The organism is Arthrobacter sp. C152 (genome assembly GCF_054890965.1).
Genome location: NZ_JBTZSU010000001.1, coordinates 181,535 through 198,898, shown reverse-complemented (window position 1 = coordinate 198,898; position 17,364 = coordinate 181,535). Strand labels below are relative to the sequence as shown.

General features: G+C 67.6%; 7 protein-coding genes. All 7 read right to left on the bottom strand.

The window, feature by feature from the left end:
* Window positions 1-40: 40 nt before the first annotated feature.
* Window positions 41-1,012 (bottom strand): AAA family ATPase, encoded by a 972-nt coding sequence (locus ACYSM9_RS00815; RefSeq protein ID WP_461855079.1) that lies wholly within the window; start codon window positions 1,010-1,012, stop codon window positions 41-43.
* A gap of 75 nt (window positions 1,013-1,087) precedes the next feature.
* On the bottom strand, window positions 1,088-7,198 hold the full coding sequence (locus tag ACYSM9_RS00810; protein ID WP_461855078.1) for an Ig-like domain-containing protein: 6,111 nt from the start codon (window positions 7,196-7,198) through the stop codon (window positions 1,088-1,090).
* Window positions 7,199-7,354: 156 nt separating this feature from the next.
* Window positions 7,355-13,483, bottom strand: coding sequence for an Ig-like domain-containing protein (locus ACYSM9_RS00805; RefSeq protein ID WP_461855202.1), 6,129 nt, complete (start codon window positions 13,481-13,483; stop codon window positions 7,355-7,357).
* A 196-nt stretch (window positions 13,484-13,679) separates the two neighbouring features.
* The gene (locus ACYSM9_RS00800) at window positions 13,680-14,870 is read right to left on the bottom strand and encodes an adenylate/guanylate cyclase domain-containing protein (RefSeq protein ID WP_461855077.1); all 1,191 of its coding nucleotides are present in this window, start codon (window positions 14,868-14,870) and stop codon (window positions 13,680-13,682) included.
* On the bottom strand, window positions 14,860-15,459 hold the full coding sequence (locus ACYSM9_RS00795) for a PH domain-containing protein (protein WP_461855076.1): 600 nt from the start codon (window positions 15,457-15,459) through the stop codon (window positions 14,860-14,862). The genes ACYSM9_RS00800 and ACYSM9_RS00795 overlap by 11 nt, the downstream gene beginning before the upstream one ends.
* On the bottom strand, window positions 15,452-16,360 hold the full coding sequence (locus ACYSM9_RS00790; protein ID WP_461855075.1) for a biotin--[acetyl-CoA-carboxylase] ligase: 909 nt from the start codon (window positions 16,358-16,360) through the stop codon (window positions 15,452-15,454). The genes ACYSM9_RS00795 and ACYSM9_RS00790 overlap by 8 nt, the downstream gene beginning before the upstream one ends.
* A gap of 53 nt (window positions 16,361-16,413) precedes the next feature.
* Window positions 16,414-17,301: an SDR family oxidoreductase gene (locus ACYSM9_RS00785; RefSeq protein WP_461855074.1), complete on the bottom strand. Its 888-nt coding sequence runs from the start codon at window positions 17,299-17,301 to the stop codon at window positions 16,414-16,416.
* Between the last annotated feature and the right edge of the window lie 63 nt (window positions 17,302-17,364).

Sequence of the window (17,364 nt, the reverse complement as noted above, 5' to 3'; positions counted from 1 at the left end):
TGCGCTGGAATGGAGGGTGCAGGTGCGGGCCGTGCGTCGCTCAGGCGTTGGTGCGCTGCGTCGGGGCGGCGACGTCGGCCAGGATCCTGGTCAGGACCGCTTCGGCGGTGGCGCCGGAGAATTCGGCCTCGGGGTCCATGACGAACCGGTGCGTCCATACCACCGGGGCCAGTTCCTTGATGTCGTCCGGCAGGACGAAGTTCCGTCCCTGCGACGCTGCCCAGACCTTGGCGGCGCGCACCATGGCCAGCGCGCCGCGGACGGAGACGCCGAGCCGGGTCTCCGGCGCGTTCCGGGTCTCCTCGCACAGCCGGGAAATGTACTCCAGCACGGCAGTGTCCACGTGCGCCGTTGCGGCGAGGTCGGCCATGTCGGCAACCGCCTGTGTGGTGATGACGGCGGACAGTTCCTTGGAGCGGTCCTTCAGGTTGGACCCGCCCAGCAGCCGGACGGTGGAGGCGTGGTCCGGGTACCCAATGGAGGTCTTGATCAGGAAGCGGTCCAGCTGGGCTTCGGGGAGGCGGTAGGTGCCGGCCTGCTCGATGGGGTTCTGGGTGGCCATGACCATGAACGGCCGGCCGGCGGAGTACGTGACACCGTCCACGGTGACGCGGGACTCTTCCATGACCTCCAGCAGCGCGGACTGGGTCTTGGGCGAAGCGCGGTTGATTTCGTCGGCGAGGACGATGTTGTTGAAGATCGGGCCCTTGTGGAACTCGAACTTCTGCGTCTTCTGGTCGTAGATGGTCACACCGGTCACGTCGGAGGGCAGCAGGTCAGGGGTGAACTGGATGCGGTTGTTGGACCCCTGCACGGTGGCGGCCAGTGCACGGGCCAGGGAAGTCTTTCCCGTGCCCGGGGCGTCCTCGAACAGGACGTGGCCCTCGGCCAGCATGGCCGTGAAGGTCAGCCGGATGACGTGCTCCTTGCCCAGCACCGCCTGCCCGACGTTGGCAACGAGCTTTTCGAACGTGTCGGCAAACCACTCGGCCTGCTCGATGGTCATGGTCATGGAGTTGCTTCCTTCTGCTGTAGTCAGGTTCTCAGCGGGGCCCGGCGGGCCCTGCGGCTGCGTTTGCTTTTTCGGTTAGCGGTTGGGCATGCCGGCCGGCGGGTTGCACCCGACGTTGGAGGTGTCGCAGCGGAGCCAGTTGCCTGCTGCCATCCCCTCGCTCAGGTGGTACCAGATGCCGCTGGGGTTGTTGGAGGTCTTGTACCAGACCTGGTAGCGGTCGGCCCGGGAGTAGGCGCCGGCGTCGAGCCAGATGCCTTCACCGGTGCACTGGGACGGGTTGCCGGCGACGTAGCTGTCCGTGCCCTTGCGGGGCTCGGTGCAGCTGCGGACGGGGCTGGCGGTGACGTTCCAGGACGTGGGCGGCGGCGGGGTCGGGTCGGCACCCGACGTGGACGTGGCGGGTCCACCAATGGCACCATCCACCACGGTCACGGCACGTACGCGCAGCCTGTGGCTCTGGTCCCAGCCACCGGCGTCACGGTCATAGCGATTGGCTTTGTTCACATTGATCCAACCACCGCCGTCGTAGCTGACTTCGTAGTGATCGAGCGGCCGGCCGTTGGTGTTGGGGTCGTTCCAGGTCCAGTGCACCTGGCCGTCGCCCTTAGCCGAGGTGGTGCCGTTCACGTTCGGTGCGTTGGCCGGCCCGTACGGGTTGCCGCTGCCGATCGCGCTGGCGTCGCCGGAGACGTTGTTCTTGGTGGAGGTGGCGATGATCGTCACGGTGATGTCCCGGCCGTTGGTCATGCCGCCAATGGTTCCGCCGCCGGCCGCGATAGGCCCGCTCCTGCCGTCGGCGTTGTAGGAGTAGACGATTTCGCTGGCGGTGGAGCCGTTGCGCTGGGCCTCCGTGAGGGGCGTGAACGTGACCTTGAGCTGCCCGCTGGTGCCGGTGGGCGCCACGCTTCCGCTGCTCACCATGCCGGGCTTGCCCACGGCACGGATCGCCGCCGACTGTGCACTGGTGGCGCTGGTGCCGGCCTTGTTCGTGGCCGAAACCGTGAACGTGTAGTTCGTCTCCGAGTTGTCCACAGTGACGTTCTGCGAGGTCCCGGCCACCTGCTGGCTGGCCACCACCGCGCCGCCTCGAAGAGTGGTCAGGGTGTAGGCGGAGATGGCGTCACCGTTGTTGTTGGGCGCGGCCCAGGTGACCTTCAGCTGGCTTTGCGAGCCCACGGAGGAAGCCTGCGACGCCGTGGGCGCCGTCGGCGTGGCAGGTACACCGGCCGGCACTTCGGCGGCCGAGTACGGACTCCACTCGGACGGTTCCTTGGCATCGTTCCGGGCCAGGACCCGCACCTTGTAGGACACGCCGTTTTGCAGGCCCTTCCACACGTAGCTGACCGAGGTCAGGCCCTGGATCTGGGCGTTCTGGCCGGCAGGCGCCGGAGAGATTTCCAGGTCATAGGACTTCACCGGCGAGCCCTTGCTGGCGGGGGCTGTCCAGTTGATGGCCAGTTCCTTGTCGCCGAACTTCAGGGACGGCGCCAGCGGGGTGTCGGGTTTGACGTCGGGCCGGACGTCGGCCGAGGCCGGGGACCGGTCCGACTCGCCGAACTCGTTGGTGGCAGTCACCTGGAAGTGGTACGTGGTGTTGTTGGTCAGGCCGTTGAGCGTGCAGGTGTTGGCCGGGCAGTCCTGCCGGAACCCGCCCTCGCCGTACACCGTGTACTTGGTGATGGGCGAGCCCCGGTCCGCCGGAGCGGACCAGTTCAGCAGCGCGGTCTGGTCCCCCACGCTTTGCGCCTGCGGCGTGGTGGGCGCGGCCGGCTTGTCCTTGACGGTCAGCCGGACCCGCGCCGTGGCATGCCGCGACGCGTCGCCGGTCTTGTCCTCCACGGTGTAGGCCACCACCATCGTTCCGGTGAACCCGGGAGCGGGTGTGACGGTGACCGAGTCACCGTCGACTCCGACGTTGCCGCTGCCCGTTTCGGTGTTGGCGGCGATGATCTTCAGCGGTGTTTCGGGGAACGGGTTCGCGTCGTTCGCCAGGACGTTGATGGTCACCGGTTTGCCCGCCGCGGCGTTGGCCTCGACGTCGTCGTTCGCCACCGGCTTGGGCCGGTTGGAGGCGGTCACGGCAAGCTGGTACGTGGCCGTCGCTTCGAGCCCGCGGGGATCCGTCGCCTTCACCTGGACGGCGGCCTTGGAGCCGGTGCCGGTGGAGTCCGCTGCCGAAACCTTCAGGGACTTGCCCTCTACGCTGGCGTTGAACCCGGCGGGAGCGCCGCCCACCAGTTCGTACTTCATCTTCCCGACGTCGTCCCGATCGGGGTCGGAGGTCAGTTTCGACAGGTCGGTGGTGGCACTGTCACCCTTGGGTACGTCGATGCTGGCGCCAAGGAGTTCGGGCGGGTTGTTCTTGTTCGGATCCGGAAGGACCTTGGTGCGGATGCTGAGCGTGGCCTTCAGGCCGGCCGGGTCGTCCGGGCCGGTTCCGTCGGTCACTTCGAAGGTCAGCGAGCCGGGGCCCACGTAGTCGGCGCCGGCGGTGTACTTCAGGCCCGTACCGTCGCGGGTGACCGGGTTGCTGCCGTCGGCACCGATGAGCTTGATCCTGTCGGCCTGGGTCAGCCGCGGCGACTTGCCTCCGCGGACCTTGACCCACTCGTTGAGGTCGACGTCCACGGACTGTCCGGAAACCACCTCAAGGACCTCGTCCTTTGCCAATGTGGGGACCTGCTGGCCAAGGCCGGGAACCCAGATGACGGCAGTGGACTTGAGCCCGTCCACGTCCTCCACGGTGTAGGGGATGAGCTGGGGCTGCTCGGTGAGGTCCACCAGCATGTTGCCGCTGCCGCCGGGCCTTGCCGTGGCGGCCTCGGTGCTGATTTTAAGGTTCTCCCCCACGCCGTCGGGGTCCTCGTCGTTCTTGAGGACGGGAACATCGACGGCGGTCTTGCCCATGGTCTGGGCGGAGGTCACCCTGTCATCCCGGGCAATCGGTGCCTTGAGCGGTACGTCGTTGTCCACCACCATGCGGATGGTTGCCTGGGCGGTGGCGTCCCGGTCGTCGGCGATGGTGTAGCGGACGTTGATGGTCCCGGCCCCGTTAGGCGCCAGCAGGATGATCCTGCCGCTGTTCCTGCTCACGGTGGCCTGCAGCGCGGGATCGGCTTCGATGCCGTCGGTGAGGATGCGGATCCGGTCGCCGTCGGGATCGGTGTCGTTCGCGGTGGCGTCGACCGCGATCTGGCGGCCGGGGCGGACCCGGACCTCGTCATCCACCGGGGTAGGCTTCTGGTTGCTTTCACCGCGGGGGGCGATGCCAACCGTCACCGTGCCGGTGTTCACGGCGCCCTGGCGGTCCACCACCTTGTAGCGGAAGGTGTCGGTACCGGCGCCGTCGCCCGCGGCGGTGAAGTCGATGAAGTTGCTGCCCACGGTTGCCGTTCCCATGGCGGGGGTGCTGTCGATGCCGGTGAGCTGGACGGAGTCGCCGTCGGGGTCGATGCCGTCAAGGGGCACCGGGATCCGGACGGTGCCGGCGGCCACCACCCGCGCGGTGAGGTTCCGGGGCTGGGGCCGGGAGTTTTCGGCTCCTTCCAGGGGAAGGATGTGGATGGTGACGGCGGCGGCGCTCTTCTGGCCCTGCGGGTCGACGGCGTTGTAGATGGCCCGCACCGTCTTGGGCTGGCTGCCGGCGATGAACCGGAGCGTGTTCTCCGAGACGAAGCTCTTGCCGTCGGCCGGGTCCACCGCCTGCGGCAGGACGGGATCGACCGTCAGTTCCTGGCCCTGCGGGTGGGTGTCGTTGTCCAGGACCGGGATGGTGACGACGTCGTTGACGCGCACGTTGACCTCGTCCGGCTTCGGCTGGGGTGCCTCCACGACGGCCGGCGCCGGGACCGGCACCACGGAAACACTTCCGGTTGCCGATTTCTTTCCGTTGGACATGGTGTATTCGAAAAGGATGGGGTCCTTGGTGCCCAGGATGTCGGTGATGCGCAGGACACTGTGGTTGATCACGCTGACGGAGACCGGGGCGCCCTCGGGGAGCTTGACGGACTGCAGCACCAGGACTCCGCCGGAGGGGTCGGAGTCGTTGGCCAGCGGGTCCAGCAGCACGCTGCCGCCGGCGGGCATCAGGGCGACGTCGTGGACTGCCACGGGATCGCCGGTGTCGTTGCCGGATTCGACGTCGACCCGGATGAGGCCCTGGCTGCTTTGCGGGCCGTTGCTTGCGATGTAGGTCAGGTACACCGGGCCGGGGGTGCTGCTGCGGAAGGTGAAGGTGCCGCCGTCGGTGACCGGGCCGAGGTCGGCCGGGCCGTTGGCTTCCACCTGCGCCAGCCGGAGCGCGCCGCCGTTGGGGTCGACGTCGTTCTTCAGCGGGGAGATGACCAGGTCCTGGCCCGCCACGGCGGTGACGTGGTCGGCGTTGACCACCGGTGCCAGCGCACCCGGCGGCTGGACGTTGACCACCACCTTGCCGGTGACGGTGGCGCGGCCGTCCCAGATGGTCACCTGGACGTTCTTCTTCCCGGCTGTCGCCCCGGAGTCCTGGAAGGTGAGCAGCCCGTCGCGGCGCACCTTCACCTGGTCCTGGTCGTTGTCGGCCTTGGCGTCCAGCAGCACGAGGTCGTCGCCGTCGGGGTCGATCCAGTCGGTCAGGATGTTCTGGCTGACCGTCTTGCCCTGCTCCACCAGCATGGTGGTGTCTTCGCCGCGCTTGAATTTGGGCGGCTTGTTTTCGTCCGGTCCGACCACGCTCAGCGTGACCTGCCCGGTGGCGGACAGCCCGCGGCCGTCGGAGGCGCTGTAGTTGAAGGTTTCCGTGCCTGGTTTGGCGTCCGCGGGGACGGTGATCTGGAAAGCGGTGCCGCCGTAGATGTTTTCCAGGGTGCCGGACTTGGGTCCGGAGTCCCCGACTGATGCCGTCAGGACGTCGCCGTCAGGGTCGGAGTCGTTGTCCAGGACGGACAGGATGGTGGTCCGGCCCGGGCGGACGCCGACGGCGTCGGGCTTGGTTTCCGGCGGCCGGTTGGGTTTGGTCCGGTCCGGCAGGACGTTGATGGTGTTGTTGTCCGCCGATTCCTGGTCCTGCTCGTCGGATTCGTTCTTGGGCGGGACGACGTCGTCCCAGTTGTTGACCAGCTGCATGTTCTGGTTCACCAGCCACACATTGCCCGAATTCACATCATTCAGGACCACCAGGTCCCGGTTCACACGGAAAACATACGACGGCGACGCACTCGCCTTCGGCACGTCCACCTTCTTATCATCACCATCATTGACGCAATCCCGGACATACTTGTTCGCACCCGACCACGCCGCATGCACACACCCGCCCAACTGCACCGGAGCAGCCGGGACACCCTCGCCGTCGAACGCCACGGTCTTCGCCGCACCCCCATCCAGGGGCTGCTTCAACAACGCCTTCCGCGTCGCCACCGCCACAACATCACTGCCCGGCCCCGCCTGCTGCAACCGCGCATCCCGCGCGTCCTCCAGGCGCAGCCGTTTGCCGCCAGGCAAAAACAGGTTCCCCGCCGCAGCATCCAACACCACCGGCCGGTCCCCCACCACCGTCATCTGCAGATCCCCGGCCCCCTTGAGGTCAGCCCAGGTATCCGACTCCGACGACGCCACCTCCCCATTGGCATCGACCGCCGTGACCGTCACCGTCCCCGTCTTCGGATCCGCCGAATAAATCCGGTCATCAGACCCCACAGCAGAAACAGTCCCCTCCGAACCCACCAAAACCGGCTCGGACGCCTCCTGATCAAAACCATTCACCGTCGACGGCGAAACAGCCCACACCTTCCCCGACGCAGCATCCGTCACCGAAATCGTCCGCGCCCCAAAACTCACATCAGCAGCCCCCGGCAACTGCTTATCCCCACCCAGGCGCATATTCGCCGGCGACACCTGGTTCAACGTCGAACCAGTCTCATCATCAACAAACACCTCCCCCGCATGCTGCAGCACATCAAAGGTCGTCGACGCCGGCGTCACCGCCCCATCCAACACCCGCGACGGATAATTCAACCGCCCCACAGCATTCTTCGACTTCGACACCACCCACACGCCGCCATCGTTCAACTCCACCTCAGTGGTCTTAAACCCCGGATACAACACAGCACCCGTCACCACCACACCCACAACAACACCAAACGCCGTCCCGGCGACGGCCTTCTTTTGTCGCTTCTTCAGCCCAAGCTTCCCCAGCAGAGTTGTCACAGCGTTACTTTTCCCTCAGATTGTGTAGCCAAATGGCGGCCTGTTCGCAGGACAGGCAGTAGGCTTTCTTTCCCCCGGGCAAGCCTACCGAAGTCCCGCAAGCCCCCGCGATGGGGAGCTCTATCCTGATCCGGCCCACCGGCCGCCTGCGGGCGCCTATGGCGTGGCTCCCGTCGGGAAGGTGCACAGCGGCACGCCGCTTTGCGCCGGCGGACCGATGGTGGTGTGCAGCGACTGGATCCAGCGGGTCTCGTTGGGCGAGCCGCGCATGATGTAGTACCACTGGCCGTCGCCGCTGTACGTGGTGCCGTGCGGCTTCCAGCACATCACGTCGAAGGTGTCGTACTTGGACATCCAGGGCCGGTTGTAGCCGCTCTGGCCGTCGCAGGTGAACGCCGCTGGATCGTAGGAGGTCGGCCCTGGCAGGTCGGTGCAGCTGCGGTCCATCCCGCTGTTCAGGCGTGTGGTCCAGCGCGTCTTGGCCGCCCCCGATTGTGCCGATGCGGAAGCAACGGGGCCGCCGGTTCCGCGTGAGTTGACGGTCTGGACGTCGATCGAGTGCCGTTCGTTGAAGCCGGCCGTGTTGATGGTCCGGCTGCCGGAAGCCGCCACGCGTTCCCAGCCGCCGCCGTCGATCCTGATCTGGGTGTAGGCGATGTCGTAGCTTCCGGCGGCCGGCGATGCCCAGCCCAGGGTGAGGCTCTTCTGGTTCTCCGCACCGTCGGTACCGGACGCCGAGGGCGTGCCGGGTGAACCGTACGGGTTCGCGGTGTCCGGGGCGCTGGCGTCCGAGCCCGGCGCGACCGATGAGTTGGCCACGACGGTAATCGCGGTGGCCGTGCCGTTGGCGAATCCGCCCACGGTCTGCCCGGGCCTGATCGGGCCGGACTGCCCCGTGCTGGCCCGGTAGGTGTAGCTGACTTCGGCGTAGGAGGAGCCGTTGCGTTCGGCGGCGGTGAGTTCACGGAAGTCGATGGTGACGGAGCGCCCTGCACCCCCGGTGTTGGCTTCGGTCGCGGTGACGCCGGAGACCTGTCCGAGTTTGCCGGTGGCCCGGCGGGGCGCGGACGGTGCGCTGACGGCGCCCTTGCCGGCCTTGTTCTCCGCCTGCACGGTGAAAATGTACGACGCTTCGGAGTTGTTGGCGGTGAAGTTGGCTGTCCGGACGGTCCCGGCCACCACCTGGGTCTGGTCGGCCCCGCCGCCGCCGCTCATGGTGACGTAGTAGTTCCTGATCGCGTCGCCGTTGGTGTTGGGTTCCTTCCAGTCCACCTTGAGCTGGTTGGACGTGCCCACGGCGGACGCCACGGTCGACGTCGGAGCCCCGGGAGCGGCGGGAACGCCGGCCGGGTTGTCCTCGGCGGAGTACTGGCCCCAGTCGGAGGGTCCGAGTTCGTTGACGGCCTGGGCACGGACCTTGTAGCGCACCCCGTTGGTCAGTCCGGTCCAGGTGTAGTTCAGGCCGGACACGCCGTTCCGGACCGCCACCCCGTTGGCTGGCGGCGGCGAGATTTCCAGGTTGTAGTTCTTGACCGCCGAGCCCTCGGTCCGGGCGGCGGCCCAGGCGATCTCCATGGTCTTGTCACCGGCCTTGACCGTGGGTGCGTCCGGCGGCGACGGCTTTTCGTCCGGCCGGATCTCGTTGGAGGCCGGCGAGGGGTCGGATTCGTGGACTTCGTTGGTGGCGGTGACGGTGAAGACGTACTTGACGTCGTTGGTCAGCCCGCTCAGCGTGCAGGTGGTGGTGGCGCAGTCCTGGCTGAAGCCGTTGGCGGAGCGCACGGTGTACTTGGTGATGGGGGCACCGTTGTCCGACGGCGGTGTCCACTTCAGTACTGCCGTCCGGCTCCGGACGTCCGTTGCCGTGGGCGCGGACGGTGCGTCCGGGCGGTCACGGACGGTGATCCGGATCCGGCCGTCGGTCTGCCGGGAGATGTCCTCGGTCTTGTCCATCACGGTGTAGCGCACCACCATCACGCCCTTGAAACCGCCGGCGGGAGTGACGGTGATGGAGTCGCCCGAAACTGCCGGCTGGCCTGCCGCGGAGCCGGTTTCCACGGTCGCGGCGGTGATCCGCAGGGCTGTCCCGGGGAACGGGTTGAAGTCGTTGGCCAGGACGTTGACGGTCTCGGACTTGCCGGCGTTGGCCTTGTCCACCACGTCCTCGTTGGCTACCGGCAGCGGCCGGTTGGAGGCGACTACGGTGGCGGTGACCGTGGCCCGGACGGGGTCGGAGCGCCCGTCGGTGACTTTGAGCGGGATGCTGCCCTTCCAGCCGGCGGCCTTGGCGGAGTCGGGCGCCACCTTCAGGGCCGCCTTGTCCACGCTCGCGGTGAAGCCGTCGGGCAGGGCGCCGTCGAGTTCGAATCGAAGCTTGTCCTGGTCCCCGGCGTCCACATCCTTGGCGAGGTTGCCCAGGTCCAGGGTGGCGGATTCGCCCTTGGGCACATCGAGGGTGGCGCCGCTGAAGGTGGGCTGGTGGTTGGCGTTGGGGTCGGGGATGACCTTGGTGATGATGCTGAGCGTGGACTTCAGGCCGGCGGGATCGTCCGGCCCGGTCCCGTCGGTGACCTCGAAGGTGACCGAGCCGGGCCCTACATAGTCCTTCAGCGCGGCGTAGCGAAGGGCGGTGCCGTTTCCGGCCACCACATTGTCCGCTTCGGCGCCCTGCACCCGGACCTTGTCCATCTGGGTGAGGCGGGGGGTGCGGCCGTCCCGGACCCTGACGTAGTCCGCCAGGTCGAGGGTGGTTTCCTTGCCGGACATCACTTCAACGACGTCGGTCCGGGCCAGGGTAGGGTGCTGTTCACCCTGCCCGGGGACCCAGATGACCGCCGTCGCGCTTTGGCCGTCGATGTCGGTGACGGTGTAGGGCACCAGCTGGTCCTTCGGTGCCAAGGTGACCCGGACGGTGCCGTCGCCGGTGGCCCGTGCGTTGGGGTTGCCGCCGGGCAGGCTGATCTTCAGCTCCGAGGCGACGCCGTCGGGGTCGGCGTCGTTCTTCAGCACCGGGACGTCCACGGCGGATTTGCCCAGCGTCTCCGCCGGGGTGACCACGTCGTCCTTGGCGACCGGGATCTTGAGCGCTGCGTCGGGGCTGACCTTGACGCGGATCACGGCTCCTGCCTGCGATTTCTTGTCGTCCTGGATCGTGTAGCTGACGCTTTCGCTGCCGGCCTCCGCCGGGGCGGTGAGCAGCACCTTGCCGCCGTCGGCTGCCTCCACCGCGAGGTCCGGGCGCGCCTCGAAGCCGTTGGATACCAGGCTGACCGGGTCGCCGTCGGGGTCTGAGTCGTTGGTGAGCGCGTCGACTGCGATCTTCCGGCCGGGGCGGACCTCCACGGCGTCGTCCACGGCGATGGGCTTTTGGTTGTTGGCTTCCTGCGGGGCGATACCGACGATCACGGTGCCGGTGTTTTCGGCGCCGATGCGGTCCTGGACCCGGTAGGTGAAGGTGTCCGTTCCGGCGGCGTTGCCGGCGGCCGTAAATTCGAGGTAACCGTCCTTGACCACTGCCGTGCCCATCGCGGGGGCCTTGTCCACCCCGGTCAGCTGGACGGAGTCACCGTCGGTGTCGATGCCGTCCAAAGGCACCGGGATGCGCACGGTCATGCCTGCCACCACACGGGCGGTCAGGTTCTTCGGCTCGGGGCGGGTGTTGAGTTGGTCGTCCCGGGCACGGATCCGGATGGCCACCTGCTGGGAGTCGGATTGCCCGGATTCGTTGGTGACTTTGTAGATGGCGTACACGGTCTTGGGTTCGTCGCCGGCGATGAAGCGGATTGCCTGGCCGGAGGTGAAGATGCGGCCGTCGGCGGGGTCCGGCTGCTGCGCCAGGACAGGTTCGAGGGTGAGCTTTCCGCCGTTGGGGTCGGTGTCGTTGGCCAGGACGGGAATGGTGACGACGTCCCCGGCACGCACGGTGGCTTCGTCGGGCTTCGCCTGCGGCGCCTGCAGTTTGGCCGGTGCGGGGACCACCAGGACGGCGATTTCGCCGGTGGCGGAGGACTTGCCGTTGGAGACGGTGTATGTGACGGTCAGCTGGCCCTGCGCGCGGATGTCGGTGATCCGGACCACCGAGTGGTCCAGGATGGCGGCGCTCAACGGCAGCCCGTCCGCGGCCGTCACGGACTGGACTACCAGGACCCCGCCGGAGGGGTCGGAGTCATTGCCAAGGACGTCCACCAGCACGCTGCCGCCGCTGGGCAGCAGGGCGGTGTCGCGGACGGCTACCGGGGCGCCGTCGCCGCCGCCCGGGACGACGTCGACACGCACCAGTTGCTGCGCGCTGGCCGGTCCGTTGGTGACGAGGTAGGTGACGTAGTGGGCGCCCACGGCGGTGGAGTTGAAGGTGAACGATTGCTGGTCGGCGCCCATGGTGGCGGTTGAGTTGCCGTCCGGGGTGACCTGGGCGAGCCGCAGGGCACCTCCCTGCGGGTCCGAATCGTTTTTCAGCGGCGTGATCACGGTGTCCGCCCCGGCGACGGCGACCAGATGGTCGGCGTTGGCGATGGGCGGCAGGGCGCCGGGCGGGCGCACTTCGACGGTGATCTTGCCTTCCGTGGTGGAGCGGCCGTCCGAAACGGTGACCGTGACGGTTTTACGCCCGGGTTCCGCGCCGGAGTCCTGGAAGCTGAGCAGCCCGTCGGGCCGGATCTTGACCTGGTCGCGGGGATCGCTGCCGGCGGCTCCGACGACGAAGAGGTCGTCGCCGTCGGGGTCGATCCAGTCGGTCAGGATGTTCTGGCTGACGCTCTTGCCGGCCTGCACCACCAGGATGGTGTTCCGGTTGGGTTTTTGCCGCGGAGCGGAGTTTTCGCCCGGCGGGACGATGTTCAGCGTGACGTCGGCGGAGGCCGAGAGTCCGCGGCCGTCGTCGACCGTGTATTTGAAGGTATCGGCGCCGGTCTTGTCCGCCCCGACGCTGACCTGGAAGCCGGTGCCGCCGTAGACCGGTGTGAGCGGGCCGGACTTGAGCGGGTCGGGTGTCCGGACGGTGAGGATGTCGCCGTCGGGGTCGGAGTCGTTGTCCAGGACGGGCAGGATGGTGGTCTTTCCGGCGCGCACCCCGAAGGTGTCGGGCTGGGCCACCGGCGGGCTGTTGGGCTTGGTGCGGTCCGGAAGGACTGTCTGCTGGACTTCGTCGGCGGAGTCCTTGTCGGCGTCGTCCGAGGTTTCCTTGGGCGGGATGACGTCGTCCCAGTTGTTGACCAGCTGCATGTTCTGGTTCACCAGCCACACATTGCCCGAATTCACATCATTCAGGACCACCAGGTCCCGGTTCACACGGAAAACATACGACGGCGACGCACTCGCCTTCGGCACGTCCACCTTCTTATCATCACCATCATTGACGCAATCCCGGACATACTTGTTCGCACCCGACCACGCCGCATGCACACACCCGCCCAACTGCACCGGAGCAGCCGGGACACCCTCGCCGTCGAACGCCACGGTCTTCGCCGCACCCCCATCCAGGGGCTGCTTCAACAACGCCTTCCGCGTCGCCACCGCCACAACATCACTGCCCGGCCCCGCCTGCTGCAACCGCGCATCCCGCGCGTCCTCCAGGCGCAGCCGTTTGCCGCCAGGCAAAAACAGGTTCCCCGCCGCAGCATCCAACACCACCGGCCGGTCCCCCACCACCGTCATCTGCAGATCCCCGGCCCCCTTGAGGTCAGCCCAGGTATCCGACTCCGACGACGCCACCTCCCCATTGGCATCGACCGCCGTGACCGTCACCGTCCCCGTCTTCGGATCCGCCGAATAAATCCGGTCATCAGACCCCACAGCAGAAACAGTCCCCTCCGAACCCACCAAAACCGGCTCGGACGCCTCCTGATCAAAACCATTCACCGTCGACGGCGAAACAGCCCACACCTTCCCCGACGCAGCATCCGTCACCGAAATCGTCCGCGCCCCAAAACTCACATCAGCAGCCCCCGGCAACTGCTTATCCCCACCCAGGCGCATATTCGCCGGCGACACCTGGTTCAACGTCGAACCAGTCTCATCATCAACAAACACCTCCCCCGCATGCTGCAGCACATCAAAGGTCGTCGACGCCGGCGTCACCGCCCCATCCAACACCCGCGACGGATAATTCAACCGCCCCACAGCATTCTTCGACTTCGACACCACCCACACGCCGCCATCGTTCAACTCCACCTCAGTGGTCTTAAACCCCGGATACAACACAGCACCCGTCACCACCACACCCACAACAACACCAAACGCCGTCCCGGCAAGCCGGCGGGATGCCAGCACGCGGCGCCATGCGGGCATGCCGGTGGCAGGGCTTTGGGCGCGCGTGTGTCCGCGACGAATCATTCCTTGAATCCCCCGAAAATATGTGGCCGGTGGCCGGGCGGCGGCTTCCACAGAAGCCGGGCACCACAACAATACCGCCAATCCACCAACAAGTGGATAAATTCATTGCGGCCGCGGCGGCCGCAGCATGCTGGCTTCCAGTCCGGAGTCCCTAGTCCAGGACAAGGCCCTTTCCGCGGCCCCGGGTGAGGCGGACGGGACGGATCTCACCGAAACCGCGGACGTTCTCCGGCGGTTGCGGAACCATGATGAACCGTTCGTCATGTTCCAGGGCGGACGCGGTCATGGAGTCCACCAGGACGGTTCCCGGGTCGGCGAGACTGGTCAGGCGGGCGGCGAGGTTCACGGTGGGACCGTAGATGTCACCGAGCCGGGACAGGATGCGGCCCCAGACCATCGCCACCCTGGCTTCAGGCAGGATTTCGTCTTCGGTGAAGGCCTCGGCGAGCGCGAGGGAGATTTCGGCGCCGGCCGCGGGAGTCTCTGCGATGTAGAGGACTTCGTCGCCGACGGTCTTGACGAGCCGGCCGCCACCTACGGAGATGATTTCCGCGCATTTGTTCTCGAAGCGCTGGACCAGCCGGGCGAGAGTTTTCTCGTTCATCCGGCGGGACAGGCTGGTGTAGGAGACCAGGTCCGCGAAACCGACGGCACGGGCCAGGGGCAGCGGCGCATCGTCCTCGTCGCCTTCCCGGCCCTCTTCGCTGGCCTGCAGGCCGGCCTCGGCCCGCACCGCGAGCCGCTGGACTCCGGCGTTGAGCTGGCGGCGCCAGGAGTAGACCAGCACTTCCTCGAGCGCGTCCACCAGGGCGGGCAGTTCGTTGACCAGGCGCTTGCGGGCGATGGCGTCCGTGACGCCCTGCTCGTGGACCATGTCTTCCACCAGCGCTTCGATCTGCCAGACCACCATGCGGTCGGTCATCTGGCCGATGGCGCGTGTGACGGAAATTGCCGCTTCCTCGGTCAGCTTGCCGGCGCGGACCAGGTCCACCACGGTGGACAGGGCTGCCTGGTCCCGTTCCGTGAACGCCACGTCCTCGTCCCCGAAGTTCGGAAAGCCCAGGGCGCGCCAAAGTTTTCGGGCGGAGAGCAGGGAGAGGCCGGCACCGGCGGCGACTTCACGACGGCGGAGCTTGCGTTCGCCGCCAAGGAGCCGGGCTTCGAGTGCTTTCATGGCCAGCCGCTCCGCTGACATGGCACCGGTGGCAGGATGGCGGTCGACGGCGGGCGGCGGTTCGGCCGGTTCCGGCGACGTCGCGGAGTATTCAAAGGAGGACGTCTCCACGGAGCCGGCGTCGGGGGCGATGCTGTTCATGCGTTCCTGCTGGTCCTCACCGTTCATCCCGTCCACCTTCTCTCATCTTTTCCGCCACGGCCCCGGCCGGGTAATACCCCGCCGCCCCCGGCCCGTCGTCGTGCCCGCCCGGCAATTCCCCGATGGCGTCGAGGATAAAGTCGCGGAACCTGGCGACCTCGGGCACATCGTGGAACACCACCACGCCCCGGTACCCGGTCTCCAAGGATATATTCCCGGAGTGCACCAGGCGTTGCAGCAGGGTCTCGTGGACTGTCAGGTTGCGCACAGAGGCCAGGTCCACCTGCTGGTCACGGCGGTTCAGGAGCCCAAAGCGGGCAACCATCCGCTGGCTGGTCAGGGTGTACCGGGTCCCCTGCCAGCGAAGCAGCCTGGGCAGGCAGTAGCCCAACCACACCGCGGCCGCCGCCAGGACGCAGGCGGCAACAAGCCAGGGCGTGGCCTTGGCCCCGGCGGAGGGCACCAGGCGTGCTGCGCCGCCGCGGATGATCCAGGCCGCGGCGAAGGCTGCCAGCGCCGGCGCCAGCACGAAGGCCACGGCTGCCCCGGAGAGTTTCCTCGGCTGCGGGCGGGTGGTGACAATGACTTGCTCGCCCGGGGCGAGGCCTCTACGCATAACCGCCTTGGCCGGGTTCCTCCGGCGCGGTCCATGGCCGCAGGTGCACCACGTCCCCGGCTGTCACCACGTGCTCATGGGAGTCTTTGTCCACCACCAGCAGGGAACCGTAGTCGTCCAGCCGGGTGGCGTGGCCGATGATTTCGTGGTCGCCGGGCAGCTGGGCCCGCACCTGCTTGCCCAGCGTGACCATCGCCGCTTCCACCCGCTTGTGGAGCGAATGGCCGCCTGCCAGGCCCGCCGTGGGGTCGCCGTCGGCGTTGCAGAAACTCCGGTACAGGACCGCGAAGTGGGACAGGTAGCTTTTCAGGAGGGCGGTGCGGTCAGTGGTGCGCGCACCTTCGAGGAGCACGGAGGTAGCGGTGGGGACCGGGAGGTCCGGCTCCCCCAGTGTGACGTTCAGGCCCGTGCCGAGGATGACCGGCGGGGCGGCGCCGTCCACCATGGGACCGAGCTGGGCCAGGATGCCGGCTATTTTCCGCCCCCGTACCAGGACATCGTTGGGCCACTTGAGGTCAGCCGGGAGGCCTGCTGTTTCCTGGAGGGTTTCGCGCAGCGCCATGGCTGCGATCAGGGACAGCCAGGAGTAGCTCTGGGTGGGAAGGGGCGTGCGGTCGGCATTGACGGGACGCAGTACGACGGAGACGGACACCGAGCTCAGCGGCGGCGCGTCCCAGTGCCGGTCCAGGCGTCCCCGCGCCGCGGTCTGGTATTCGGCGGTAAGGACCGAAAGGTCCGGCCACGCCGCGGGCTCGACGGTGACGGCGCGCAGGAGGTCCGCGTTGGTGGAACCGGTGGAGTCGACGACGTCGATCCGGGGGATCCCCGCCGCTGAGAGGAAGCGCTCGTCGGCCAGGTCGCTTCTGTTCAGGGGGGTGCCCGGTGCATGTGCGTCGTCCATGGCTAAATCCTACCGAGCTAAGTCCTGCGGGGCGGAGCAGTGCCGGGGCGGGGCTACAGGAAGATGTCCGGAACCAGTTGGTCTTCGGGCGCACCGAGGCTGTAGGGGCGGAAGTCTGCCACTCCAGCCGCTGCCAGCACCTGCTCGTCCGTGTAGAAGTTGCCGGTGGCCGGCGCGCCGGGCCGGAGGTTGCTGCCCGTCAGGACGGCATGTGCGGCGTCGGCCATGATCTGCGGCCCGCGGGCAGCCAGCACCATGGTCCCGCCGTGCGGCATGTTCCGGATTGCTGCGGTGTCGATCAGCGTGCAGGGCCACAGCGAGTTGACCCTGATGCCGGCACCCTTGAGTTCTTCGGCCAGCCCCAGCGTGGTCAGGCTCATCCCGTACTTCGCCATGGTGTACGCAAGATGCTTTCCCGCCCAGTGGGGGTCGAGGTTCAGCGGCGGCGAGAGCGTCAGGATGTGCGGCTGCTCCGACTCGCGCAAGGCGGGCAGCGCCAGCTTGGACAGCAGGAAGGTGCCGCGGACATTGATGTCCTGCATGAGGTCGTACTTCTTCATGTCCACGGCGTCCGTGGTGGACAGGTCGATCGCGGAGGCGTTGTTGATGACGATGTCGATGCCGCCGAAACGCTCCACGGCCGCGGCCACGGCCCCTGCCACGTCCTCGTCCCGGCGGACATCGCCCACCAGCGGCAATGCCTGGCCGCCGGCCTGCACCAGTTCCTCCGCGGCACTGTAGACAGTGCCCGGCAGCTTGGGGTGCGGCTGCCCGGTCTTGGCCAGGAGCACGATGTTGGCCCCGTCGCGGGCCGCCCGCCTGGCGATCGCGAGGCCTATCCCACGGCTTCCGCCGGAGATCAGGAGGGTCCGTCCGGCGAGCGTGCCGGCGGCCTGGTAGGGGCTGGCAGAAGCGGGCAAAGCGTCATCGCTCAAAGTCATGGAAACACTGTAACCCACTTAAGTTACTGGCGAGTAACTTGGCGCACTGGTTGCCGGATCGGC

Coding starts and splice junctions, on each gene's coding strand:
- ACYSM9_RS00790 (WP_461855075.1), bottom strand. CDS start 16,360: ATGGACGACGCACATGCACCGGGCACCCCCCTGAACAGAAGCGACCTG.
- ACYSM9_RS00785 (WP_461855074.1), bottom strand. CDS start 17,301: ATGACTTTGAGCGATGACGCTTTGCCCGCTTCTGCCAGCCCCTACCAG.
- ACYSM9_RS00805 (WP_461855202.1), bottom strand. CDS start 13,483: ATGCCCGCATGGCGCCGCGTGCTGGCATCCCGCCGGCTTGCCGGGACG.
- ACYSM9_RS00815 (WP_461855079.1), bottom strand. CDS start 1,012: ATGACCATGACCATCGAGCAGGCCGAGTGGTTTGCCGACACGTTCGAA.
- ACYSM9_RS00795 (WP_461855076.1), bottom strand. CDS start 15,459: ATGCGTAGAGGCCTCGCCCCGGGCGAGCAAGTCATTGTCACCACCCGC.
- ACYSM9_RS00800 (WP_461855077.1), bottom strand. CDS start 14,870: ATGAACGGTGAGGACCAGCAGGAACGCATGAACAGCATCGCCCCCGAC.